Source organism: Oribacterium sp. oral taxon 108 str. F0425 (assembly GCF_000214455.1).
GTDB lineage: Bacteria > Bacillota > Clostridia > Lachnospirales > Lachnospiraceae > Oribacterium > Oribacterium asaccharolyticum.
In genome coordinates this window covers 311738-334490 of sequence record NZ_AFIH01000001.1, presented here as the reverse complement: position 1 = coordinate 334490, position 22753 = coordinate 311738, and the positions used below count along the sequence as shown (strand labels likewise).

At 40.5% G+C, this 22753-nt stretch carries 23 protein-coding genes and 1 pseudogene; 7 read left to right on the top strand and 17 right to left on the bottom strand.

Annotated features, from left to right (window positions below; all coding sequences use genetic code 11):
- Position 1: 1 nt before the first annotated feature.
- The 6 genes from HMPREF9124_RS01630 to HMPREF9124_RS01595 all read right to left on the bottom strand — a co-directional run bounded on the left by HMPREF9124_RS01630 (position 2) and on the right by HMPREF9124_RS01595 (position 7656).
- Positions 2-670, bottom strand: a complete 669-nt coding sequence (locus HMPREF9124_RS01630; RefSeq protein ID WP_009428249.1) for an ABC transporter ATP-binding protein — start codon at positions 668-670, stop codon at positions 2-4.
- Between the two features lie 222 nt (positions 671-892).
- Positions 893-2200: a sensor histidine kinase gene (locus HMPREF9124_RS01620; protein ID WP_009427740.1), complete on the bottom strand. Its 1308-nt coding sequence runs from the start codon at positions 2198-2200 to the stop codon at positions 893-895.
- A 23-nt stretch (positions 2201-2223) separates the two neighbouring features.
- The gene (locus tag HMPREF9124_RS01615; protein ID WP_242821537.1) at positions 2224-2976 is read right to left on the bottom strand and encodes a response regulator transcription factor; all 753 of its coding nucleotides are present in this window, start codon (positions 2974-2976) and stop codon (positions 2224-2226) included.
- 720 nt (positions 2977-3696) lie between these two features.
- Complete coding sequence (locus HMPREF9124_RS01610) at positions 3697-5877, bottom strand: ABC transporter permease (RefSeq protein ID WP_242821536.1); 2181 nt, start codon at positions 5875-5877, stop codon at positions 3697-3699.
- 125 nt (positions 5878-6002) lie between these two features.
- Positions 6003-6749 carry an ABC transporter ATP-binding protein gene (locus HMPREF9124_RS01605; RefSeq protein ID WP_009427922.1) on the bottom strand — a complete coding sequence of 249 codons (747 nt, stop codon included), beginning with the start codon at positions 6747-6749 and terminating at the stop codon, positions 6003-6005.
- 310 nt (positions 6750-7059) lie between these two features.
- A complete protein-coding gene (locus HMPREF9124_RS01595; protein WP_009429777.1) occupies positions 7060-7656 on the bottom strand; it encodes a TetR/AcrR family transcriptional regulator in 597 nt (198 codons plus the stop codon).
- A 347-nt stretch (positions 7657-8003) separates the two neighbouring features.
- Here HMPREF9124_RS01595 and HMPREF9124_RS01590 point away from each other — a divergent pair, with 347 nt between their 5' ends.
- Together HMPREF9124_RS01590 and HMPREF9124_RS01585 are read left to right on the top strand one after the other, a co-directional pair.
- The gene (locus tag HMPREF9124_RS01590; RefSeq protein WP_009429215.1) at positions 8004-9026 is read left to right on the top strand and encodes a hypothetical protein; all 1023 of its coding nucleotides are present in this window, start codon (positions 8004-8006) and stop codon (positions 9024-9026) included.
- An 18-nt stretch (positions 9027-9044) separates the two neighbouring features.
- Positions 9045-9530 carry a hypothetical protein gene (locus HMPREF9124_RS01585; RefSeq protein ID WP_009428556.1) on the top strand — a complete coding sequence of 162 codons (486 nt, stop codon included), beginning with the start codon at positions 9045-9047 and terminating at the stop codon, positions 9528-9530.
- A gap of 97 nt (positions 9531-9627) precedes the next feature.
- On the opposite strand, the gene HMPREF9124_RS01580 is transcribed toward HMPREF9124_RS01585, so the two are convergent.
- Together HMPREF9124_RS01580 and HMPREF9124_RS12120 are read right to left on the bottom strand one after the other, a co-directional pair.
- Complete coding sequence (locus HMPREF9124_RS01580) at positions 9628-10188, bottom strand: hypothetical protein (RefSeq protein WP_009428797.1); 561 nt, start codon at positions 10186-10188, stop codon at positions 9628-9630.
- 110 nt (positions 10189-10298) lie between these two features.
- Positions 10299-10538 (bottom strand): hypothetical protein, encoded by a 240-nt coding sequence (locus HMPREF9124_RS12120; protein WP_242821535.1) that lies wholly within the window; start codon positions 10536-10538, stop codon positions 10299-10301.
- A 40-nt stretch (positions 10539-10578) separates the two neighbouring features.
- Here HMPREF9124_RS12120 and HMPREF9124_RS12115 point away from each other — a divergent pair, with 40 nt between their 5' ends.
- Positions 10579-10914, top strand: a complete 336-nt coding sequence (locus tag HMPREF9124_RS12115) for a hypothetical protein (protein WP_242821534.1) — start codon at positions 10579-10581, stop codon at positions 10912-10914.
- 131 nt (positions 10915-11045) lie between these two features.
- Here HMPREF9124_RS12115 and HMPREF9124_RS01570 read toward each other — a convergent pair whose 3' ends face one another.
- Positions 11046-11516, bottom strand: a complete 471-nt coding sequence (locus HMPREF9124_RS01570; RefSeq protein ID WP_009429956.1) for a GNAT family N-acetyltransferase — start codon at positions 11514-11516, stop codon at positions 11046-11048.
- 367 nt (positions 11517-11883) lie between these two features.
- On the opposite strand from HMPREF9124_RS01570, the gene HMPREF9124_RS01565 reads away from it, so the two are divergent.
- Together HMPREF9124_RS01565 and HMPREF9124_RS01560 are read left to right on the top strand one after the other, a co-directional pair.
- Positions 11884-12519, top strand: a complete 636-nt coding sequence (locus tag HMPREF9124_RS01565; protein WP_036597556.1) for an L-2-amino-thiazoline-4-carboxylic acid hydrolase — start codon at positions 11884-11886, stop codon at positions 12517-12519.
- A gap of 107 nt (positions 12520-12626) precedes the next feature.
- Positions 12627-13130, top strand: coding sequence for a hypothetical protein (locus HMPREF9124_RS01560; RefSeq protein ID WP_036597554.1), 504 nt, complete (start codon positions 12627-12629; stop codon positions 13128-13130).
- On the opposite strand, the gene HMPREF9124_RS01555 is transcribed toward HMPREF9124_RS01560, so the two are convergent.
- The 4 genes from HMPREF9124_RS01555 to HMPREF9124_RS01540 form a co-directional block, all read right to left on the bottom strand.
- Complete coding sequence (locus HMPREF9124_RS01555) at positions 13060-13602, bottom strand: hypothetical protein (protein WP_009428572.1); 543 nt, start codon at positions 13600-13602, stop codon at positions 13060-13062. The genes HMPREF9124_RS01560 and HMPREF9124_RS01555 overlap by 71 nt on opposite strands.
- Before the next feature lie 13 nt (positions 13603-13615).
- A complete protein-coding gene (locus HMPREF9124_RS01550) occupies positions 13616-13864 on the bottom strand; it encodes a type II toxin-antitoxin system Phd/YefM family antitoxin (RefSeq protein ID WP_009429722.1) in 249 nt (82 codons plus the stop codon).
- Positions 13865-14070: 206 nt separating this feature from the next.
- The gene (locus tag HMPREF9124_RS01545) at positions 14071-15438 is read right to left on the bottom strand and encodes an FAD-dependent oxidoreductase (RefSeq protein WP_009429047.1); all 1368 of its coding nucleotides are present in this window, start codon (positions 15436-15438) and stop codon (positions 14071-14073) included.
- 224 nt (positions 15439-15662) lie between these two features.
- Positions 15663-16433 (bottom strand): HEAT repeat domain-containing protein, encoded by a 771-nt coding sequence (locus tag HMPREF9124_RS01540; protein WP_009428491.1) that lies wholly within the window; start codon positions 16431-16433, stop codon positions 15663-15665.
- Positions 16434-16620: 187 nt separating this feature from the next.
- On the opposite strand from HMPREF9124_RS01540, the gene HMPREF9124_RS01535 reads away from it, so the two are divergent.
- The gene (locus HMPREF9124_RS01535; protein WP_036597909.1) at positions 16621-17238 is read left to right on the top strand and encodes a uracil-DNA glycosylase family protein; all 618 of its coding nucleotides are present in this window, start codon (positions 16621-16623) and stop codon (positions 17236-17238) included.
- Here HMPREF9124_RS01535 and HMPREF9124_RS01530 read toward each other — a convergent pair.
- The 3 genes and pseudogenes from HMPREF9124_RS01530 to HMPREF9124_RS12820 form a co-directional block, all read right to left on the bottom strand.
- The gene (locus HMPREF9124_RS01530) at positions 17235-18119 is read right to left on the bottom strand and encodes an acetamidase/formamidase family protein (protein WP_009428208.1); all 885 of its coding nucleotides are present in this window, start codon (positions 18117-18119) and stop codon (positions 17235-17237) included. The two genes, HMPREF9124_RS01535 and HMPREF9124_RS01530, sit on opposite strands and share 4 nt — an antisense overlap.
- A gap of 52 nt (positions 18120-18171) precedes the next feature.
- Complete coding sequence (locus HMPREF9124_RS01525) at positions 18172-19443, bottom strand: ATP-binding protein (protein ID WP_009429742.1); 1272 nt, start codon at positions 19441-19443, stop codon at positions 18172-18174.
- 274 nt (positions 19444-19717) lie between these two features.
- Positions 19718-20337 (bottom strand): annotated as a pseudogene (locus HMPREF9124_RS12820) (PLP-dependent transferase); the annotation flags it as partial.
- Between the two features lie 565 nt (positions 20338-20902).
- Between HMPREF9124_RS12820 and HMPREF9124_RS12110 the strand changes: the two are divergent.
- Positions 20903-21529 carry a DUF3137 domain-containing protein gene (locus HMPREF9124_RS12110; RefSeq protein ID WP_242821533.1) on the top strand — a complete coding sequence of 209 codons (627 nt, stop codon included), beginning with the start codon at positions 20903-20905 and terminating at the stop codon, positions 21527-21529.
- Positions 21530-21646: 117 nt separating this feature from the next.
- Here HMPREF9124_RS12110 and HMPREF9124_RS01505 read toward each other — a convergent pair whose 3' ends face one another.
- The gene (locus HMPREF9124_RS01505; protein WP_009428657.1) at positions 21647-22741 is read right to left on the bottom strand and encodes an RtcB family protein; all 1095 of its coding nucleotides are present in this window, start codon (positions 22739-22741) and stop codon (positions 21647-21649) included.
- Positions 22742-22753: the final 12 nt, after the last annotated feature.

The window sequence follows — 22753 nt, the reverse complement described above, 5'->3', positions numbered from 1 at the left end:
TTTAGGCCTCCTTTTCAACCTTTTCTCTATAAAACTCTTCAATCGTTTTTCCCTGCCGGTGAATCTCTTCTACGGATTCAGCTGCTGCAATTCGTCCATTCTTTAAGATCATCACCTTCGTAAAGAAGTGATCAATCTGGTTAAAATCATGGGTAACAATCACCGAAGTATATTTTTCCTTCTCTAGAAGCTTCCAAAACCGGTCCACGGATTCTAAGTCCATTCCGGTGGTTGGCTCATCCAGAAAAATCAGCTTCGGAGAATTTAAAATGCTGAGCAGTAAGGAAAGCCTTCTCTTTTGTCCTCCGGAAAGACCGCCCACATATTGCTTTTTAAAATCCTGCAAGGAAACTTTTTCCAAGGCTGTATCCACATCTATTGCAATTCGATTCATCGAACTTTTTAGCTGTACTAAATCCGAAACCGTCAAATCATCGATTAAAATATCGCCCTGCGGCATCATACCGATTTCTGTCTGATAATCCAGTGCCGTATTCACTGTACCGGAATTTGCCTCCAGCTGACCGGCAATGATTTTCATCAGCGTACTCTTTCCCGCTCCGTTATTACCCAGCAAAGCGACCTTTTCTCCTTCTTCTATGGAGAAGGAAACGCCTTTTAATACCTCTTTATTTTTAAAGGACTTCTTGATTTCATCTACTCTAAACATCTAAGTGAACCTCCCTTTCTTTTTTGTTTACGAGGCTCATTATAGAACGTATGCCGGAAGAGAAAATAAGCTTGTCGTGAATGGTAATTTTTTTGTCGCGAACGGTATTTTTCTGAAAAAGCCAGACTGAAAGAACATCATATAGCAGCGAAAAAAGATTTTTGAAAGGGGTATCGCACAAAGAAGCGCACGAAAATAGACCTTAGACAAGGCTTCCAAGGTCTATTTACAAAACTGAATGGTTTGAGAAAAAAGATGATTGGCGCTGCGGGTACTGATGAGGGATTTCGGGTATTTTTCCAGAATCGTATGCACGTTATAAAGACCAAGTCCTCTGCCTTCTCCCTTAGAGGAATACCCCTTCTCGAAAATAGGAGAGAGCTCCAGTTTTTCCGCCTTTGTGCTGTTTTCCACCACCAAAATAAGCGTTCTCTCCTCACGAATCAAGGCGATGGCGATTTTCGGAACTTCGGCAGTAAGACATCCCTCTATGGCATTGTCACAGAGAATAGAAAGAATCTTGATAAAATCCAGCAACTCGATTTGAAAATCATAAATCTCTTCTTCTATTTCCACAGAAGTCTCTATCCCCTTACTCTGGGCCTCCAGGAGCTTCGCGGATAAGACACTTTTTACCGCATCATTTTCAATCCGACTTAATTTTGCAAGATCAAATTTACTGCTATAAAAGGGCTTTCCGCTATCTTTTAGAACCGTATTGTAAATGTTTTCAATGCTGTCAAAGTCTTTCCGCTCAATTCCCAGCTTCAGGCTGGTTAAGATATTCATATAGTCATGGCGAAAACTGCGAATTTCTCCGTATAACTCCTCCACATGATGACTGTATTCGGAAAGCGCCTTTAGCTCACTGTCCTTTTGCTCCAGCACTTCTGCTTCCAGCCTTTCCTTGGAAACGGCATTGATATATAAAAGTATCACGAAAAAGATAATGATATAAAGATTATTCAGCTGTCCCCGAAGGCTGTCCGCCCAAGAAAAGTGGTCACGCAACACCAAAAAGGCCGTAATCAAAACAGTGTAAATCATCATCGAGAGATTGATTGGCAGTAAAAAGCGGCGAAAAAAACCGCGCGCAAAGCCTGCCTTTAGCTCCTGAAAATTGATTTTCAAGGATTTTATAAGGACAAGATAGAGGGGGAAAACCAGAAGTTCAATCAGAAGATCATATCCGCCGATACTCGCCTCATTGTAAACGGAGATGCCAAAGAACGGAAAAACATAGAAGGCCAGCATCCTTCCCAGCAGGCTTTCTAAAACAATAGGATAAAGACCGTAAAACAGCTTCAGCCCTCCGTCTTTCTCCCGATTTCGATAGAAGCTGTACAGCACGAAGCTCACAAAATACCCGAAGAAAGCAAGAGGCGGAAAAAAGAAAAACAGCAACTCAAAAAGAACCGGAACAAGAAGAAAAGACCAGAGAGGCATATTTTCATCGCTAATCTGACGATAGAATAGCATCACGTTGACGATTTTCACATATTCAATTGTCAGATTCATCATGGATTCCATACCATCTCCTCTCTGAAAATCTTTTACTGCTTCATCTGCTTCATCCGTTCCAAAAGTCCTCTATACTTCATCCGGGAAATCAGACAACTCTCCTGATTCTCGAATATCGCCATTTTCTCCTCTTTATCAATCTTCACAATGTTCTCCGGATTGACCACAAAGGAGCGGTGGCATTGGTACAGTCTGGAATCCGCCTTTTCCAGATCGGAAAGCCCTGCATAGAACTCGATTCTTTCCTCCTTGGTATGTAAAATCACCTTATGAACGGTAGGCGAAGACTCAAAATACAAAATTTTATGAAAAGGAACCTGCACTCTGGCCATGGCCGTTTCAAAACTGAAAGAATCCTCTGATACAGTAGCGCCAAGTTTTTCCAACGTGTACTCAATAGCCGACTCCACACGCTCGGAAAAATGTTCTTCATCTAAAGCTTTGTCAATAAAGTCCAGTGCCGAAACCTTATAGCGAAAGGTAATCGGCATAAATTCCGAATGAGTTGTCACAAATACGATAGTGGCATTGGGATCCCTGCTTCGAATTTCTTTCGCAATATCCAGCCCCTTCTTTTCCTCTCCTCTAATCTCAATATCCAAAAAGAAAAGCTGATGAGAACCTCTTTCCGTAATCGCATTAAGAAGCTGCCCGGCATTTCCAAAGATTTCCGGTGCCTTACAAGACAAGCTCTTCCTACTAATCAGCTCCTTAATCACCTTTTCAATGCGGGATTGTTGTATTCTTTCATCCTCTAAAATAAAGATCTTCAGCAAGTCTCTCACTCCTATTAAATAAATTCTTATAGCAATTTCCGAATTCCTATTAAATAATCTATAATAAAAAATATGTGAATTTTAATTATAAATGGCAAAAATCGGCTGCTTCCCAAAAGCTACCGCTAAACTCTTCAAAAATAATCGGTTTATTTTACCATGCTCCGCCTAAAATGGAGTAAGTTTTTCATTGCTTGCTTAGTATTTTTTTATTTTGAGCTTTGTGGTTTTTCACTGTTTGATTTTTAACTGTTTTGGTTGCCTTTTAATGAAATACAAAGTATCGGTAGTTTCAAAAAAAGACATTATGCTTAAGTATTCCTCTTCGACCTTGATTAAGAAAGAAAGCTGCCGTAGCGTAAACGTAGGCTACCTCTTTCTGAAGGACATCAGAAAAACGTCCGAACGATCCCAAGCGTTTTATACGTCAGAATCACTGTACTTCTGACGGCGAGATTGCAGACAAACTCCACGACACATTTGGTTTTAGAACGGATTACGAGATTGTATCTCAAAGAGAAATTAAAAAGATTTTAACCGCAACGAGAATGTAGAAATATTGCTAGAATTCAAAAAGAAAACAAGAGCCCATAAATGACGTAATTACGCCGTTTATGGGCTCTTGACTCTTTCGCAACTGTCAAAGACGGGAGTATCATATTTACTATGTAATACACATAGTATTGCTTATTGTTTTTAAGAATGAATATTCCGTTTTATTACAACATTTTATTCGACCGACTTCAACGATTCGACCATATCTATATGTGCTGTTAACCTGCATACCATAAGCTGGATTAAAAGAGAGCAGCCTACGACGATTAATGAAACAATTATATATGATATCAATCGTAAATGAGGTGAATATGAAATCGTGGTTGTTGAGACTGTTCTGACATATAATCCAAGAAAATACCATCCAGCAATCGAGCCAATTATCCACCCTGTCACCATGGGGATCAGGCTGCTTTTAAAGATAAGACTCTTTATATCTGTATTGTAACTGCCGAGAACACGAAGTGTGGCATATTCTCTGTATTTTTCTGCAAAGTTCAATAATCCGAGATTATACTGGATCACAACACTTAGAAGAATGGCTGCTGCAATCAGAAGTATGATTACTCCCTGAACGCTGTCCAGCAATTCCTCGGACTCACTGTATTGTTTCTTCAATTTGACTGAATCTTTGATAACAGACATCTGCTTCACATCGCCCAGATTCATGTTGTCATCTGCCAATAATGCGCTAGCTGTAAATGTATTGCCAAGCGATTCCCAGTATGACTGCGACATAAATATTCCCTGAGGGCTGTTTATATCTGCTATCTGGGAGACCTTCAGATAATTTCTCTTTCCCGCTATAAGTACGCTGATAAATCCGTTTTCTTTCACATTCAGATCTCTGGCTGAAGAACTGGATAGAATTATTCCATCAACAGGTAGTCCCAGCACATTTCCATCAGTATCATATGTCGTGAAAAAATAACCCTGACCAATAATAAACAGCCTTTCAGAATGAACAGACATTGAGCTTCTTGCCTCACATGACTGTTCGCTTACCCACTGACAGTCGCCTGACAGAAGAGATTCTATTTTTTTGACTTCATCCTCTGTTGGAGACATACTGAGATTTAACTTTTCATAATAAGTGTATTGCCTGCCATAAATCTCACTGTTTACGATGTTGATAGTGTCTTTTAATCCGAAGCTTGCCATCAGAAGCATCATGCTCCCTAAAACGCCTACAATTCCTATTGCTGTACGAATTTTGTTCTGTCCTGCATCTCGGATGATCCATCTCCAGTCAAAGCTCAGTCTGTTCCACAGAACTTTAAAATGTTCAGCAAAGACCTTTTTCTGACTCTGCCTGCCAGAATCACGGAGCAAATCAGTCGGTGTCTCAACTACGATAGATCTGCATGAGATCCAGGCAGATAATGTACAGATAGTGATAAGCAGTACAATAAGGATTACTGAATAATACGAATTACGCCCCAGCCATTCAGGCATGCTGTAAAACTTTTTCTGCAGAGAAAGAAGGACAGGGGTTACTGTATATGGTGCAAGCTTGTAGCCCAGTAATGCTGCTGGAATGCTGATGATAAGTCCGTAAACAGCATAATGTAGCTGGATCTGAAGAGGATGAAAACCAAGCGCCTTTAATATTCCGATCTGTGTACGCTGCTTCCTGACAATTCTTGTCATAGTTGTGTAAATGGTAAGGAGTGCCAGAAGAAAAAATACGAGTGAAAACATTACAGACATCTTTTTTATCTGCCCGATCTTATTTATGTATGAAGATACAGGTGTGTATTCCGTTCTGTCATAACACATCATATATTTATCATTGAGAATAGTTTTCAGATCTGAGCGCAGTGAATCCACGTCAGTTATATTATCTGTAGTAATTTTTATCTGATTATAGGCTGCATTAGGGACTATCTGAGAAAGAGTATCTGCTGATACGAATCCATAGGTATATTTCGAATGATCTGGCACCATGGATGTAGATGAACCTGTATAGCAGATATACTCAGGGCTGTAGACAAATCCCTTAACTTCTAACTTTTGACTTTTTTCACCGTAGTATATCTGAATCTGGTCACCAACATGGATTTTCTTATTGTCTGCATAATCTTTATCCAGCCAGATGCCGTCTTCTGTTGGCTTATATTCATTTCCGTTAATACATAAAGGCTTTGATATTTTATTGTCTTTGTTGGATATAAGACAGATATTGACATTGGAATCGCTATCCAGATATGCGCTTTCTACAGCAGAAAGCTGGGTTTCGTTTATCCCATTAAGCTCTTTGACCTGTCCAATATCATCATTGTCAAATCCGAGACCACTGATCCAGATATCTGCCAGATTTGAATCCTTAAAATAGGCAGTCTCTTCCTGCTCCATACCGTTCCATACTCCCTCGATACCTGAGTATATCAGCATTCCAAGAGCGCACATGATAAATATCGACAGGAACTGAGATTTCAGTCGCCAGATGTCACGAAGCATTTTACGAAACAGTGTACCCATTACCAGTTTACCTCGTCAACCTTCAAAGGTTTTTCATTTTTCTCAGAAAATTCGATCCTACCGTCCTTTAGGTGTATCACTTCATTAGCGCATAGCGCAATAGAAGCATTATGCGTCACTATGATTACGGTTTTGTTATATTTCCTGGCCATATCCGTAAGAAGTTGAAGTACACTCCTTCCTGTAGCGCTGTCCAGAGCTCCTGTTGGCTCATCACAGAGAAGAATGTCCGGATTTTTACATATGGCACGCGCGATAGACAAGCGCTGCATTTCTCCGCCTGAAAGTTCATCAGGAAAATGCTGACATCTATCCTCCAGCCCGACACTACGGATCATTTCCTTTGCGTCAAACGAATGTGGCGTCATCTTAGCCACAATACTGACATTCTCTAGCGCATTAAGTGATGGTATCAGATTGTAAAACTGGAAAACAAATCCTATCTTTTTCCTTCTGTATTCGGTTAGTTCAAATTCATTGAGCTTTGAAATATCGGTATCTGACACCCGTATGCACCCAGATGAGGCTCTATCCATGCCACCTATAAGATTGAGCATCGTACTCTTTCCAGATCCGCTCGGTCCTAAAATCACAGTGACACTTTTGTCTTCAATGCTGAAGCTAACATGATCAAGTGCCGTTACTTCGCTGTCACCAACATTATATGTCTTTGATACATTCTCAAATGTAACTGCTTTCAATATATTCACCTCGCTATGTAAAGAATACAATCTACCACTTAACATAAATTAGAGCATGTTGCTATTGTGTATTTTCGGCAGAATAGATTAGTACTTTCGATATCTGCTTGAATAGGTATTCGTGTATTTTGTGACACCATCTTATAGCCACCTTAAACAAATCTTTCCCATGCTTTACCAGGAAAAGACGGATAAAAACTATTAATAAAATATCGTCCTTTTTGGGGATCAAAATGGAAACGTTCACCATGCTCAGCAATGAAATGAGATCTTTGCGTACTTTCTGACTAAAGACCGCCTACTAGCATCGCCTGTTCAATGGCATTTGTTAATTCTGTGTATACGTAATTTCTACTCAATTGCTCTCCTTCTGATCAGCAAAATTATATAGTTTAAGAATCATTGTCTTGATTGTTGGTAGTTTTTCCTTCAAATAATCGATCTTCTCATCTGGAGAAATTTGATTCATGATATTAAATAATCCTGAAACCAAAAACTCAGTGATAAACTTTGGATCGCTGCAGTTGCATTCTCCATTATCATTTCCAGAAAGTATAAGTTCTGTTACAAGAGGAACCATTTTTTTCCCAACATTAAAAAAAATCCTCTCGTGTGTTATACCGTTTTTCACATTTAGGATTCCCATAAATATGCCAAACTTTTTTTCTGCCGAATCAATAAAAATTTGAAAAATACGATTGATTTTGTTAAAGGTGGTTATATCCTTATCTATCAACTTATTGACAGCATCTATTATCGCGTCTGCATATCTATCTGCCAACTCCTCCATTACTTCATCTTTTGACTTGAAGTAATAATAGAAAAGTCCCTTTGCTACTCCAATTTCATTGACAATATCCTGTACTTGTGTCTGCTCATATCCCTTCTCCTCAAACAGCTTTCCAGCTGTCTCAATGATTTCATTGCGTCTTTCTTCTTTAGTTTTTGCCATATAAATTCTACCTCATATATATATTGACTGACTTCAGTCAGTTTTTATTATAATATTTTTTGATTGTTTGTCAACCTAGATTCCCGGATTTCCAACCTGTAGCAGTCAATGCTTTACCTAAAATAGAGTAAGTTTTTCATTGCGTGCTTAGTATTTTTTATTTTTAGATTTGTGTTTTTCATTGTTCACTTTGCAGTTTATCTCATCTTATCTTCATACTATATTTTCTTTCGTCCCCTTCATAAAAATGCTATACTGTTCCCGTTAATAGATGCTAAATGTCATAAATTTCACTCGCTTACGGCACTGCTTAAGAAAAATACTCTATAGGAAAGGAGAAAGAAAAAGTGGATTCTTTTCGATTTGCATTATCTTTCGCTCTTATGGTTTGCCTTTCTTTTCTCCTTCTCTTTTATATTTATTTTCGGCTTTTATACGGCGTAAAGATAAACCGGGAAGTCCCTCGGTGGATTTATAAATTCGGGCAGGCTTTTCAGGGAAGAGTGCATGTGGAGTATGAAAATGCAACGACCTCCGCAGCTCTTCGAGATGCCAATATTTTCCTTTTTTTCTGGCTTCTTTCCAATGTTCTAAGCTTTGCTTTTTTGTATTACAAACGCGGAAACTACTATGCAGCTGTCTATCAATGTTGTAAGCTACAGTTCCTTATTGTGCTTTTAGCCATGATGCTTCATTCCCTCTTTCAGTTTTTTAGAATGACTTTTCATTCTTCACGGGAAGCCCGGCGTTGGTATTCCACAACCAATGCACTTTCTTGGCTAGCCTTCTTCTCCGGCTCTCTTTTGGCTTCCTTTGTCTCTACCATGGGGTTTCCGGAAAGGCCGATAACCGCACAAATTGACGGAACGAAACTGGTTGTCGGAAGCACAAAGGTCTCTTCGCTTATCGATGCAGGATTTTCTTTTGCAGGGAAAAGCGCTGAAAGTAAAGTCACCAACAAAAGAAATGACCCCTTTTATTACGGTGAATATCTGGAAATTACAAAGGACGGAAAATCCTACGGTTTTATGAGTGTGACCCCTACTTGGAAGGACGAGGATGCTTTAAAGAATTGTACCATTACCTATTATGAAATCCCCGGAGATTGCGCCCAATTAGCAGAAGTCCAATTTAATAAGGTGAACTTAACCACACTCTCCTTTTCCGACTTTCAGACGAAGACAATCACGAATATTTTCTCTTTAAAACCCGCTAACTATAAAGAAATTCAGAATGAGAGCTATTATGTTTTGACTATGCAAACAAAAGACCATGCATTATGGAAAAACTATAGTCTTTATGCATATTTTGATACAAATGGCGTTGTATTCTACTACGGAATCCGCGCTCAACAATCAATTTGGGAATGATTCTATCAGGAAAGGATAATGAAAATGAACTTTTTTAACTTTGAATTTTTTTTCGGCCTTATGGTTGGTCTCTCTTTTCTCCTTACCTTTTATATTTATTTTCGGCTTTTATACGGCGTAATAAGAAAGCGGGAAGTCCCTCAGTGGATTTATAAATTCGGGCAGGCTTTTCAGGGAAGAGTGCATATAGAATATGAAAATGCAACGAATTCCGCAGCCCTGCGGGATGCCAACTTATTTCTCTTCCTTTGGCTTTTGGTCAATGTTTTGACTTTTGCTTTTCTATACCGTAAAAACGGAGACGCTCATGCCGCTCTCTATCAATGCATGAAAATGCCATTTGCTACGATCATCGTGGCTTTAATAGTCCACCCAATCTTGCTCCTTCTTAGAATGCATTTCAGTTCTTCCGAAGACGCTTATCATATCTACTCCACTACCAATGCAGTTCGCGGAGCGGCATTTTTTTCCGTCTTCCTTTTGGCTCTTTACGTCAATATGTAGAACTTCCGTAAAAGCCCGTGGAACATAGCGAAGTCAGAAACGAGCAATGGTATTGGCTAAGCATACAAACCGTCGACTATTCGTTATGGAAAAAATATTAATATCCTGCTTCAGCCAAGAAGAAGGGAAGCATAATTCCTCCAAGAATCATCCAAGCGGCAAGGTTAATGCCTAAAATGGCGAAGAAAAATATAGCTATAGAATTCCCTTTTCGAATCTGTACGGTAAAGTTGCTCAAATCCACAGGCTTTTTGACAAGGAGGTTTCCTATGGAAGCCTCTATTCTATCTCTGACACTTCCTTCTCCATTTATGGAAAGGATATAATTTCCCTCTTCCACGTAAAAAGAGTAGAGTTCCACCCTTGCTTCCCTAAACCCGCTTACGCTGGTCCGCATCAAATTGGGAGCAAGATTGACTCTGTTCCCTGTCGCCTCCTCTACCAGCTGGAAACCGATTTTTCCAAGAGGAGATTTCGTAAATCTCTTTCCGCTAAGCCAAATCCCGTAATTTCCCTGAGGAAGATGAACGCTTCCCTCTTCCTCTGTGCAGGGCATTTCAAAGAATAGCTCTGCCTTCGCAAAACGGATTGTTTTTCTAATGCTGAAAATCAATAATGCAATCCCCATGGGGATCAATAAAAAACATATATTTCTCATTTTGTCTCTCTTCCTAAAATACTACTTTTACTGTTTTTCTTTAAGAATACATAATGTCTTTGCTTGAGAACGGCATAATGTCTTTCTCTAAGAATGCATAATGTCTTTGTTTAAGAACGCATAAATAATATAAACGTTAATCCCAAGATAACAGAAATTGCAGTGATAATCGATAAGATTTTCCCCCTATTCCAATACCGCAGGGTAATATATAGCCCATCCAATATATCAAAGCCGGGAATCCACTGGAGAATAAAATGCATGATACATTGTCCGACTTTCCATCCCTTTTGCTTTCTGCTTAGTATAATCAGGCAAATGGCATAGCTAAGTCCTGCTAAACCCGCCATAAAAGACATGCCCAAGAAAAACGGTGCTACAATTAAGCTCATGGCGAAGAAAAAGGGAGCAATAAATAGAGTCGCCGGCAGTACCAGCAGCACAAAGGAAAGCCCTATTCCTCCAAGTAAGACCACAAGAAAGATGGCCAGAAAAACCAGTACGGCTGGCAGAGAACTGTATTTAAAGAAAAAGAAAGCCTTTATGCACTGCTCGCTATCCTCTCTTTTAAAAATTTTAAAAGCCTCCACAATCTGGGTGATTAAAAGGCCGATAAACACAAGGGAAAAGAGGATATTCAACAAGATAAAAATCGGAAGGCTGAACGTTGGTCTTGCCGGAAATAGGAGTATAAAAGCAATCCAAGCATATAATACAAAAATATGAAATATTCTGAGAATCCATGAAAAATGCTTCATAAGCTTTTCCTCTTCCTTTCAGATAGTAATAAACATAAGCAAAACGTATGCCACCCTATTGATAGCTTACATGGGATTCCTTAAACATAGAGCTTATGTCTAATCTTTTTCGTAGAAGATAATGTCCATACGTTCATTAATCTTATCGATTCTTCCGGTCTGATGATAGCCCATCTTTTCGTACAAATGAAGATTCCCTGCTTCTTGTAGTATCGTGTCCAAGCACCAGTGATGGCAACCATGTATTTGCTCTACCGCAGAAATTGCCGCTTGGGCATATCCTTTATTTCTATGCTCCGGCATAATCCAGATTGGGGATATTCGTTTTCTGCCGGCGTCTTTCTTGTCAATCACGCGAATGACACCGACATTTTCATTTTCAGCAACAATAAAATAATAAACAGTCCAGGGCTGTTCGTATCTTGCAATGATTTTCTCCAGCCCCTCTGCGCCCGGACTCATATCATAGTCTTGATATTTATCCAACAATTCCGAAAAAGCTTTGATTTGCATTTCCCATACGGTTTGCAAATCCTCTCTAGTAGCCGCTTTTAATGAAACTGTCGCCATTAGATGCCCTCCCTCTGTATGCGATAATCCCTGTTACTGTTTAACTCCATTATACAGGTAAATCCGAGAAGTTTACAAAGCAAAGTCATTACCTATAGTCTATAGAGAAATTCGAAGGAGATACCGTTTAAAAAAGGTATCCTATCCTGTCTTAGAAAATCAGGAGGAAGGAAAGATAATTCAGCCTAGACAAAATGGCTGAAAGTGTTAAGCTTTTATTAGTTAAATGAGGCTAATACCGCGTTACTAGTTATATCATTATCTTATCTCATTATGTTTTATTTCTATAGTTGTGCAGTTCATAAGGTATGTACTAAGCAGCAGAACCTGAGCTGCATTGATGAATAATTTTAGCGAGGTGATTATAATGAAATACAAAGGAATCTATTTTAGCTTATTCAGTTTATTTCTGAAAAAACCGATGGTAAAAAAGTTCGGGAAAGATAAAACGAAAGAGAGCTTACAAAAAGGACGTATCTTATATCGGGAAATGCTGGAAAACACGGAAGATATCGGGGAGAAGAACCCTATGGCGCACAATATCTATTCCGCCTATGTTTTCCTGGCAGTCTGTAGGGCCGGTAACTTTTCGGTAGAGGATTTTAGAGAAATAATCGCTGCATTTATGGACAATCGTTTCATAAGAAAAGCCATGAGCTCCATCGATTTCAATAAAGAGACGGACATGAAGAAATTTGCCGAAAGAATGCATAAGGCGGAAGAATGGGCGGAGACGCATCCGGAATATCAGGATAAAACCTGGGATTTTCATTTTGATGAAAAGCGCCATAAGGACGGCTTTTATTATCACTTCACAAGATGCCCTTTGGAAAAATTCGCAAGAGAGAATGGCTACCTTGATTTATTGCCCTTGTGCTGCGACATTGACCACATTGCGGTGGAACGAAACAAAGGCGTATTGCATAGAGAACAGACATTGGCAACAGGCGGCGCAATCTGTGATTACTGGTTCGTAGGAAATCAAACGAAGAATCCGAGCTAATAATCCAAAGAGATACTAGGTTCCACTGGGAGAAATGCCCTAGCGTGATGCGGCACGCTTCGTGAGCGATGCTCGTTAAAAAAAGTGGAAGAAGGGAGGTACATTATATGGGCTATTATTTGTTTTATTTATTCTTTGCCTTTATCATTTGCCTTGCCTACGGCTTCTCCTTTTATCTTTATCTTCTTTTGGAGCTTTCCGTGAAACAGAAAAAAGAAGTACCAAATTGGTTTTATCGTATCGGGCAAAGTATGCAAGATAGAATTCACCGCGTGAAATTGGAAAATAAGACAAACTATGATGCGCTGAAGCAGAGTCGTTTTTTCCTTAGGGGAATGCTTCTTTTAACCCTCTTCACCTATCTTTTCTTTCATGCTAAAAGCCATTCTATTTCTTCCGTACTTTTCAATTGCGGAAGAGCACAGTTTGTCATCTGCCTTGTGATGAGCGAACTAACACATTATTGGAATTTAGGCTCCTCTCCAAAGAAAAAGAGAATCTACTATTCTCCAAGCTTTGCCGTAAGCGGATGCTTCATCATCAGCTCGGTTCTGCTTCTTCTTTTTGCGGTAAGCATGGAGCAACTACGGTTTCACATTTCGTTTCCATAGATTTATCCCCCAAGGCCTTGTTAATCATTTCCACCTTATTCGGGCGTTCCATTAAGCGATAATACTCACGCCAAAGTAAAGGGGATTGCAGGGGGATGCTTTCCGTTCCCAAGGGAAGCATTTCCACAATCTGCTCCTTCTCCAAGGAGCAGTCAACTACATTCCCTTCATAGACAATAGCAAAGCCCGCCATAACATCCACATCGATCCCCTCAATGGTGAACTCCATAAATCTTTTCGTCCGATATTTTGCTTTGGGATTTTCCGGCTTCAACTCTCCCATTTCGGATAAAATGTTACGAACACGGTCAACATCCGAGAGGAAAATCATTAAGTCAATGTCATCAAAGGAGGAGACAATCTTTTTAAAATAAAGCATCATAGAGCCTCCTAAGGCCCACTCAATCCGCTCTTCCTTGAAACGATGCGCAATTCTTTTTAATAGGTCTATTTTTTCTTCTAAATTAATCATACAGCCTCTTCAATCAACCATTAAATCCGTACTTCTTCCCCAATCTTTTTTCTCTCACTTTATCTAAATCCGTATCCCCTTTCAGTATCCCTGCAAGAGAATCCATTAAATAAGATACCGCCTTTTCTCGAGGAATAAGCCGGCCTACCTCTTTACCGTTTTTTGTGACGATAATCTCACTGCCCTCCTGAACCATGGCAAGATACCTGCCAAAATTGTTCTTCATCTCCGTTGCTGTAGCAATTGCTGTATTTCTTATCATAATGCCACCTCTCATTCTTATTAGCTAATATTAATATATGCTTTTTAGCTAAATTTCATGCTTTCTCCTATAACAAAAGGAGAGTCCCCTCTTAAATGAGGGGACTCTTTCTCATAAGCACGTAAAGTCTATTTTAAAACTCCGATAGAGTGCTTCCTTATCTCGAATGGCATCATAACAACCACTGCGGTAAATTGCAGCAAATTTTATTTTACCGCCCCGAACAAATCATTCAGCGCTTCCGCCATAGTCGGGTGGGTGAAAATCTGGTTCGCAAGAACATTGTAGGGCTGCTTCGTCATCATCGCTAAAACTACGATATTGATTATCTCATGGGACTCTTCGCCAAACAAGGTCACGCCCAAAATCTGATTGTTCTCGGCATCTACAACTGCCTTGTACAGTCCGGTTTGATTTCCGAGGATTTTCGCCTTGGGAATCGCGGTAACCGGTAAGGTCGCTACTTTGATTTTGTAGCCTTTTTCTCTCGCTTCTTTTTCACTGAGTCCCACTCTGGAAAAGGTAGGATGGAGAAAGGCGGAGAAAGCAACTGGCTGACGCTCGTTCCTTCTGTAGCTTCCCTGATTGTCCAAAAAGCTCTTCACAATTCGGAAATCATCTAAGGAAATATAGGTAAACTGCGGGCCTCCGTTGACATCTCCCATAGCAAAAATGTGCGCCTTATTACTCTGCAAATGCTCATTTACCTTAATAAAGCCTCTTTCGGAGACTTCCACACCCGCATTTTCCAAGTGCAGCTCTTCCGTGTTCGCCTGTCGTCCGGTCGCAACCAGAAAAGCATCTACGGAAAGTTCTTTCTTTTCTCCATTTACCGTGTAGGAAAGGTGAACTGCATTTTCATCCTGCGATACCTGCTGAAGCGCCGCGCCAAAGAGGAAGTCCACACCTAATCCCTGATAAGATGCAAATACTTCCTTCGCTACATCCTCATCTTCTCTCGGTAATATCCGATCTCCCTGGTCAATAATCGTAACCTTTGTACCGAACTTCGCATAGCTCGCCGCAAATTCCAGCCCGATAAATCCACTGCCGAGAATCGCCAAGCTCTTTGGGAATTCTTCCAGATTCATCAGTGTTTCACTGGTATGAATCCGTTTTCCGACTTCCAAACCGGGAACATTCGGAACAAAGGGTCTTGCACCGGTATTGACAAAGATGCGCTCCGCATAAACTTCGGACACCTCGCTGCCATTCGTAACCTGCACGGTATGCTCATCTTTAAAAGAAGCCAGTCCGTCCAGCACTTCGACATTTTCATTGCTTGCCACCTTGTCGTAATTTGCCTTATTCAGCTTAGCAATCAATGCCTTCTTCTGTAAAACGGCATTTTTATAGTATTCCGCATCACTTCCTCCGCTAAAGCTTCTTCTATCCGCAGCGGTCGCCAGGAACTTAGAGGGAATGCAGCCCACATTGATACAGGTTCCGCCGTACATCAGAGGGGATTTTTCCACCAAAACGGTCTTTTCACCCTTGTTTCCCAGATAATTCGCGAGGGTCTTCCCCGCCTTACCGAATCCGATAATCAAGTTTTCTACTTTTTTAGTTGTCATGTTCTTCTCCTTTAGATTTTAGTAATATACATATCAAACGTGTCAAAAGTAGCGATAGCTTACTTATAAAAAGGCAATCCTCTTTTGACCCGTTAAATTTTTAAATAGGAAATGTCAACGTATTAATCATAAAGCTTGAATGGGAAAAAGCCATATTGAAAGTATGAAAAGAGTATTAAATCGATATAGCTAATAACTATCTTTTATCCATGACTTTCCACACCTTACTTCAGCAAAAACCGTACCGCAGAGCGTCTTGCTTTTTCAATTTGCGCTTCGTCTTCCGCTTCCAACGCAGACGCACTGAGCCATTTTTTAGAAAATAAAGTTTGTGCCGCTTCTATCATGATGCCGCAGGCCTGTAAATTCTTTTCTTCTTCGATTGCTTTTGCAAAATCTTTCTTCGTTTCTTCTTGTAAGATTGCTCCATTTACCCTATGGAACGACATTTGCATAAGGCTGCTCGCTGCCCATGCTCGGCAAAACGCGTCCCGGTCTTCCAGCATTTTCCCTGTCAAAAAAGGAATCTCCCGCTCCCCGGCTACCCAGCCCAGGGCAATCAGGCATTTCTCACGAAGGAAATCCTCTTCCGTTTCGCTAAATCTAAGGAGAAAGGGAAGGAGTTCTTCACAGTAAGAAGAGAAATACTCTCTATGTCTTCCCTGCGAAAGAATTTCCGCAAGAAGATAAGCCGTAAACACAGCTTCTCTAAGCTCTTCGGAGGCTTCCTCCCGCTGAAGCAAAGCATCGGATATTTCCGTTTTCTTAAGTCTTTCAAGTAAAAAACGAAGCCCTTCTTCTCCATGTCGGTCAAAACTGCTTTCCAGTCGTAGATTTTTCTCCTCTTTCCAAGTCCGACAAATCAGTCGGAAATGCCCCTCTATATCCGAAGAGGCCCCTAATTCCGCAATGAATCTGATTCGTTTTCCATCCGGAAAGTTCTCCTTTTCGAGTGTTTCGTAGGTCTGCTCAAAATCTTCCGTTTCGTTGGACATCACACGTCTCCTTTTCCCTCTAAAAGCAAAATGAATGGAATTCTATTGCTTTCTTCCTAGAGCAAAATAAAAGAAATTCTATCGCTTTCTTCCCGCCACAAAAAAAGAAATTCTATTGCTTTCTTCCTATGCTAAAAGGTGTTATTCTTGTATTTTAGGTGATATTTTAAAAAAGGACTACCAAAATATGAACAAACAGAATTCCGCTTTACAGCAAATCATCGCTGAAATAGAACACTTGCCGAAAAATCAGAGCTATACCGAACGGGGAATTCCGCCTATTTTTCAGTTTCATAAAGAGGCGAAGATTCTTTTAGTCGGGCAGGCACCGGGAAGAAAGGTAGAGGAATCCGGCATTCCCTTTCATGACCTTTCCGGAAAAAGGCTAATGGAGTGGATGGGGATTTCCGAAGAAATCTTTTATGGCACGTCCATTGCCATTGTTCCCATGGACCTTTATTATCCCGGAAAAGGAAAGGGCGGAGACCTTCCACCCCGGAGCTTTATGCGTAAATATCACGATGAAATTGTGGCGCTGCTCCCCAAGATTGAGCTTCGGATTTTAATCGGGAAGTATGCCATTTCCCACTACGATAAAAAAGGAGCAAAGCTTCCCTTAAAGGAACTGCTTTACTCCTTTTCTATAGAGGACGAAGCGTTCTCCTCGGAAAACGGCTCCTCCCCTATCGATTTTCCACTGGTGCATCCCAGCCCTTTAAATTATGGATGGATTAAGAAAAATCCCTGGTTTATGGAGAAAAATATCCCCCTTCTGCAGAGACTTGTGAAGGAGAGAATAAATTAAAATAACCCCTTCATAATCTTCTTCGGCACACACATCATCACGGTTCTTTCCGGATCCACCACCTGGCAGAAGCGCAAGTCTCCCACGGCACTGAGAAGCATACCGGCTTCGTTAAAGGAGAGCCCCAGATTCTCCTGTACTCTTTCATTCATGATGCGTACCGCATGGAAAACCGCTTTTTCTATCTCTTCATGAGAATAGATTACGCCGCAGAGCTCTTCATTTTCCAGCATAGGCGTTTCAATGTGGATTCCCTTAATCACGGACAGTCTTACTTTCACCTCTGCGGAAATTTCCACGCCACTGACCATCACTTCTCCGTCTCCCATCGCCGCGTGCACATCTCCCAAGGAGAAGATTGCTCCGTCATGGAATACAGGAAAATAAAGGCTTGCCCCAACTTTAATGCGCTTGTTGTCCATATTTCCGCCATGGCAGCCCGGTGTACCGCAGTTGATAGAACCATTTTCCGGGGCAACGCCGATAACGCCAATCATAGGCGTGACATCAAAAACAAGCTTGTCGTTAAAATGAACCTTGCCGTCTTCCACCTTAATCCGTTTTACGGATTCTTCTTTCACCAAAGAGCCAAGGACGCCGTTCTCCGGAAGGGCACACATTACGCCCTGCTTATCCAAAGCAATTTCCAGGATTTCCACCTTGAGAACATCTCCAGCCTTTGCATTCTGCACATAGACCGGGCCGGTTGCGGGATTGATACGATCCCAGTTCAAAGAGCCGATGCAGGTTCCCTCTTCGCTAAGCTGGTTATCAAAGCAGTCGTGGGTACGGAAAAGGACGGTTTCTCCGTCCATCACCTCCGCGACACATTCATTTTTACCGTCAAAGGCAAAGATTCTCTTATTTTCGATGATTTTCATAGCTTCTTCCCCTCCATAAAGCCACAACATAGCTTACGAACTTTTTATGCCATTAATTTTTCAAGCAAGTAATCGGAACAACATACACACCATCTTCTCGTCTATAAGCAAATGGAGCCACGCCACACAATACCATCAGAAATGCCGGCTCTTTCATTTTATCGGTGTCGATTTTATCTGCCAATTTCAAAAGACTTTGCGCACCTTCATTAATCAACTTATCTCCACCTAATTTTACCTCTATCAAGCCATAACTTCCATTTCTTAAATGAAGAACCGCATCACATTCAAGACCACTCTTATCTCTATAATGATATACATTACCATCTAATACATCTGTATATACCCTCAAATCTCTAATACATAGATTTTCAAATATTAAGCCCATAAGTTCCAAGTTATTGATTAAATCCATGGGACCAATTCCTAGAGCGGCTGTAGCTATTGAAGGATCCACAAAATACCTTGTATCAGATGTTCTTATGGCAACCTTAGATCGCAGATTCGGATTCCATGCCGGAGAATCTTCGATAACGAAGATTTTCTTTAATGCATTTAAATATCCATAAAGTGATTCCTTATCAAAGGTTTCTATATCATTACTGATTACATCCGCTCTAATTGTTTCCAAAGAAGACTGTGTCGCTACATTCCGAGCATAAGACCTCATAACACGTTTTGTTCTTTCCTGATTTCTTTTTAAATTATCCACTCTGGAAATATCATCCTTTACAACTGCGTCATAATAATCAAACGCTTGCCTTAAAGCAATTTTATCGCTTCGATTCAAAGCTGCCGGCCAGCCGCCACGACATATTAAAAAAGCAATTTTTTCAATACTATCATGATTTACAGCGGAGATATCTTTCCCATCAAACAAATCCATTAATGATACTTGCCCACTGGAATCTCCGGATTCATATAAAGACATGGGTCTCATTTGCATACGTACGATACGCCCGGTTCCTGTATGCATACTTTCATCCAATCCGGCAGGAACCGATGACCCGGTCAAAATAAATTGTCCGAATTCTCCCCTCTGATCAACCTCATAACGAACTGCATTCCAAAGATTACCGGAAATCTGCCATTCGTCTATCAGATGAGGGACTTCGCCGATAAGAAGATTCAAAGGATTTATTCTCGCCATTTGCTGATACTGTTCCGTCTTATCCGGGCTATCCATTTCTATCACACTTTTTGCTACATGTTTTGCAGAAGTTGTCTTTCCACACCACTTCGCCCCTTCAATTAACACAGCCCCTTTCGACTCTAAGTGTTCTAACAAAAGTCTATCCGAAACCCTCGGATAATATTCTTTCATTATGATTCCTCCTACTAGTAAAAATCCTCTTGATAATAAAATTTAAATCCCCAATAACTTCCAATATACAAAGACTAGATTGTTTTTATTAGAGAAAATATTTATGAGTTTGAGTATTTGGCTGACCATATCCCGAGTATTTAACTTTCTTTAAACCGAGTATTTGGCTTTCTTTAAACCGAGTATTTGGCTTTATTTAAACCGAGTATTTGGCATATTTTCATAAAGTATAGTATAAGGTTAAATCATCCGTCAATAGATAATAAGTAAAAAAACCGACAAAACAGGCATTTTCCCCTTTCATCGGTCTGTGGGTGGTGGATGCAGGGTGCAGCACACAGGTTCTGGCATCTGCAACGTGGGTAACGATGGCAGCAAGCTTCAGAGAATCCATAAACTTTACAGCCGCGTCTCTTCCGCCAACTACACCGAAGGAGCCCTTTGGCAGATATTTTTTAGACAATTCATGCTGGCTGTCCTTTTCCAGGCCGGAAAAGGAAACCCAGGATACCTTCGGGTGCTTTTCCAAATGCTTTGCTAGAGCTAAGGCATTTTCATAATGTCTTTCCATTCTTAAATGCAAAGTTTCCAGACCTACACCAAGGTAGAAGGAGTTTTGCGGAGAAGGAATGGAACCTAAATCACGCATCAGGTTGGTGGTCATTTTCACAATATAAGCCGCCTTCCCATTCAAAGGGTCTACAGAAAATCGGGGTGGGGAAGGTATTGTCCACAATTAATGGTACGCCATGCTTATGTGCTGTCTTGGCAAATTTGCTGGTAAGTCTCGTATTTGAAGGTTGTGGATTGCACAATGGGAACCACTCTGGATTCTCCCTTTTTCGGCTCATAGCCTCCTTGCACACAGATGGTATTGATGTTGTAATTTGCCATAGTTACTACTCCTTTCACTTGTTCCGCCTACTATAAATTGGGGATATCGATTGTCAAGGAAAGTACTCCAGTCCCCCGCAAACCCTTAATAAAACTCTTTCTATCTCTTCTATCGCAGAATTTTCTTCCTTATGCTATACTTAAAAAACTTTAAAATATGTCTCAAAATAAGAAAGGAAGAACGATGCATCAAATTGATTTAACAGAAGAAGAACGGCAAAAGCTTAGAGAACTTTGGACGTCTCCAAAATTCAAAAAAGCTCGAAAAGCAATGAAGAGAAGCTTCTACCTCGAAGAAAGCCCTGTCTTACCTTTTTTAATCTTGTTCTCCGCTCTTCCGTTTTTAAGTATTTTGGTTTCGCCTATCCTGATATATCTCGGGAATCACTTTACCGTCTTTCAGGGCATATTTCTGCTTTATAATAAGTATCTTTGGGGGATAGTTGGTTCTTCTCTCCTAGCTATCGTTGGTCTATACATCATAGCTGCAATTCTTAGTATTATTTTTAAAATAATAAAAATACCGGATACTAAGGAAGTCTATTTAAATCGGATACTCCCTCCGATGATAAAAATCATTTTTCCCAAGGCAGAATTTGACGGGAACAATAATCTTCCTCTAAATGCATTTAAAAAAGCGGTGCCGATTTTTTCTGATTACTACCCGGCCGGTTTACTGGATTTGCAGGAGCAACCCGAGCTAAAAATCACCGACTTATATGCTTACTCTCCCCAAAAGGGAAAAGACAGGAAAGGTTTATATGAATTCTACGGGCAAATTTATACTTTACAATATCATTCTCATTTTGAAGGACAGCTAAGAATTGTTCCCACGGAGAAAGTGTGGGGGAAAGAAACAAATGGAGGGCATTTTCCTGCCTGTGATGGGGAGAAGCAAATCGATGTGGAAGATATTCTTCATAATGAGCACTACAATATCTACTGTACTAATGAGCAGGCTGCACGAAAATTTCTGACACCGACTATGATTTCCTGGTTTGACAGACAAATTTCTTCCGGATTGGGCTTTTCCTTAAACGACGACCGAATTTACTTGATAGTGAAAAGCGACTTGGCCTTATTCACTCCCCCAAAGAATAAGAAGGCATGGAAAAAATGGAATATGGAGAAAACCGCCCGGCAGATAAAGTCCATGGTGGCTTCAGCTAGAGAACTTGCGGAAATGTTCTAACTAAAAAAGATATACTATATGCTTTACGAGCGATATCGTTAATAAAAAAAGCGGAAAACGCTGTTCTTTTTCAGCACTTTCCGCTTTTTTCATTTTTTCTACGCAGAAATCCTCTTCTTATTCAGATGCCTTAAAATTGTATATCGGTTTCAACACTTCTATAATATCCACCGTATTCTCCAAGACATTTAATATATCCTCCAAAGACTTATAAGCCATAGGCGCCTCATCCAAGGTCGCTTGATTAATGGAACTCGAATAAATCCCCTTCATGCTTTCCCGGTATTCTTCCATGCTGAGCTCATTTTGTGCCTTAGTCCGAGACATGACCCGTCCCGCCCCATGTGGTGCGGAATAATTCCATTCCGGATTTCCTTTTCCAAGTGCAAGAATGCTTCCATCTCGCATATTGATGGGAATGAGAACTCTTTCTCCTGCATGTGCTGCTATAGCGCCTTTTCGAAGTATCATTTCTCCCGAGTCAATATAATTATGTATGGTATGAAAAGCATCTGTTCCACTTAGATTGCATTTTGCGAAAATAATCTTCGCCATCATCTCCCGATTTCTTTTTGCAAAATGCTGGCAGAGTTCTACGTCATGAAGATAGTCTTGAAAAGCCTCCCCACTTAGATAGCATAAGTCCTCCGGTATATCCGACACCTCCTTATGTTGCATAATAGCGATGTTTTGATACAGTTCCGCTACCTGCTTCCCGAGATTTCGACTTCCGCTATGAATAATAAGATATTTTGTTCCGTCTCTCGAACTATCCACTTCAATAAAATGATTTCCTCCTCCAAGAGTTCCCAGACTTTTCCGAAGACGATCCGGATTTTTAAGCTGTCCGTAACAATGAAGTGCCTCTAAGTCAAACTTTTCCTGTTCTCTACCCCATACGCTCATTCCGGACGGAATAAAATGCGCGGCTTTATCCAATCTTTCTAAGTCGATTTCCATCTTTCCCAAATTAATCGTATACATTCCGCAGCCAATATCTACGCCCACAATATTTGGAACGACTTTGTCGTGAACCGTCATTGTCGTTCCAATCGTGCAGCCCTTCCCGGCATGCACATCCGGCATAATGCGAATTTGACTCCCGGCTGTGAATTCGTAGTCACACATTCTTTTTATTTGCTGAATGGCACAGTCCTCCACCACTGATGCAAAACAAACTGCCGTATTGACCTTTCCCTCTATATTAAACATACATTTCCCCCT

Bases quoted from the DNA above. Each gene is read 5' to 3' on its own strand.
- HMPREF9124_RS01550 (WP_009429722.1), bottom strand. From the start codon at position 13,864: ATGATAAGAAATACAGCAATTGCTACAGCAACGGAGATGAAGAACAAT.
- HMPREF9124_RS01610 (WP_242821536.1), bottom strand. From the start codon at position 5,877: ATGGAGCAGGAAGAGACTGCCTATTTTAAGGATTCAAATCTGGCAGAT.
- HMPREF9124_RS01530 (WP_009428208.1), bottom strand. From the start codon at position 18,119: ATGAAAATCATCGAAAATAAGAGAATCTTTGCCTTTGACGGTAAAAAT.
- HMPREF9124_RS01580 (WP_009428797.1), bottom strand. From the start codon at position 10,188: ATGAGAAATATATGTTTTTTATTGATCCCCATGGGGATTGCATTATTG.
- HMPREF9124_RS01565 (WP_036597556.1), top strand. From the start codon at position 11,884: ATGAAATACAAAGGAATCTATTTTAGCTTATTCAGTTTATTTCTGAAA.
- HMPREF9124_RS01505 (WP_009428657.1), bottom strand. From the start codon at position 22,741: ATGTTTAATATAGAGGGAAAGGTCAATACGGCAGTTTGTTTTGCATCA.
- HMPREF9124_RS01620 (WP_009427740.1), bottom strand. From the start codon at position 2,200: ATGGAATCCATGATGAATCTGACAATTGAATATGTGAAAATCGTCAAC.
- HMPREF9124_RS01545 (WP_009429047.1), bottom strand. From the start codon at position 15,438: ATGACAACTAAAAAAGTAGAAAACTTGATTATCGGATTCGGTAAGGCG.
- HMPREF9124_RS01570 (WP_009429956.1), bottom strand. From the start codon at position 11,516: ATGGCGACAGTTTCATTAAAAGCGGCTACTAGAGAGGATTTGCAAACC.
- HMPREF9124_RS12110 (WP_242821533.1), top strand. From the start codon at position 20,903: ATGATAAAAATCATTTTTCCCAAGGCAGAATTTGACGGGAACAATAAT.
- HMPREF9124_RS01540 (WP_009428491.1), bottom strand. From the start codon at position 16,433: ATGTCCAACGAAACGGAAGATTTTGAGCAGACCTACGAAACACTCGAA.
- HMPREF9124_RS12115 (WP_242821534.1), top strand. From the start codon at position 10,579: ATGGCGAAGAAAAAGGGAGCAATAAATAGAGTCGCCGGCAGTACCAGC.
- HMPREF9124_RS01525 (WP_009429742.1), bottom strand. From the start codon at position 19,443: ATGAAAGAATATTATCCGAGGGTTTCGGATAGACTTTTGTTAGAACAC.
- HMPREF9124_RS12120 (WP_242821535.1), bottom strand. From the start codon at position 10,538: ATGGCGGGTTTAGCAGGACTTAGCTATGCCATTTGCCTGATTATACTA.
- HMPREF9124_RS01535 (WP_036597909.1), top strand. From the start codon at position 16,621: ATGAACAAACAGAATTCCGCTTTACAGCAAATCATCGCTGAAATAGAA.
- HMPREF9124_RS01630 (WP_009428249.1), bottom strand. From the start codon at position 670: ATGTTTAGAGTAGATGAAATCAAGAAGTCCTTTAAAAATAAAGAGGTA.
- HMPREF9124_RS01555 (WP_009428572.1), bottom strand. From the start codon at position 13,602: ATGATTAATTTAGAAGAAAAAATAGACCTATTAAAAAGAATTGCGCAT.
- HMPREF9124_RS01605 (WP_009427922.1), bottom strand. From the start codon at position 6,749: ATGTTAAGTGGTAGATTGTATTCTTTACATAGCGAGGTGAATATATTG.
- HMPREF9124_RS01560 (WP_036597554.1), top strand. From the start codon at position 12,627: ATGGGCTATTATTTGTTTTATTTATTCTTTGCCTTTATCATTTGCCTT.
- HMPREF9124_RS01595 (WP_009429777.1), bottom strand. From the start codon at position 7,656: ATGGCAAAAACTAAAGAAGAAAGACGCAATGAAATCATTGAGACAGCT.
- HMPREF9124_RS01585 (WP_009428556.1), top strand. From the start codon at position 9,045: ATGAAAATGAACTTTTTTAACTTTGAATTTTTTTTCGGCCTTATGGTT.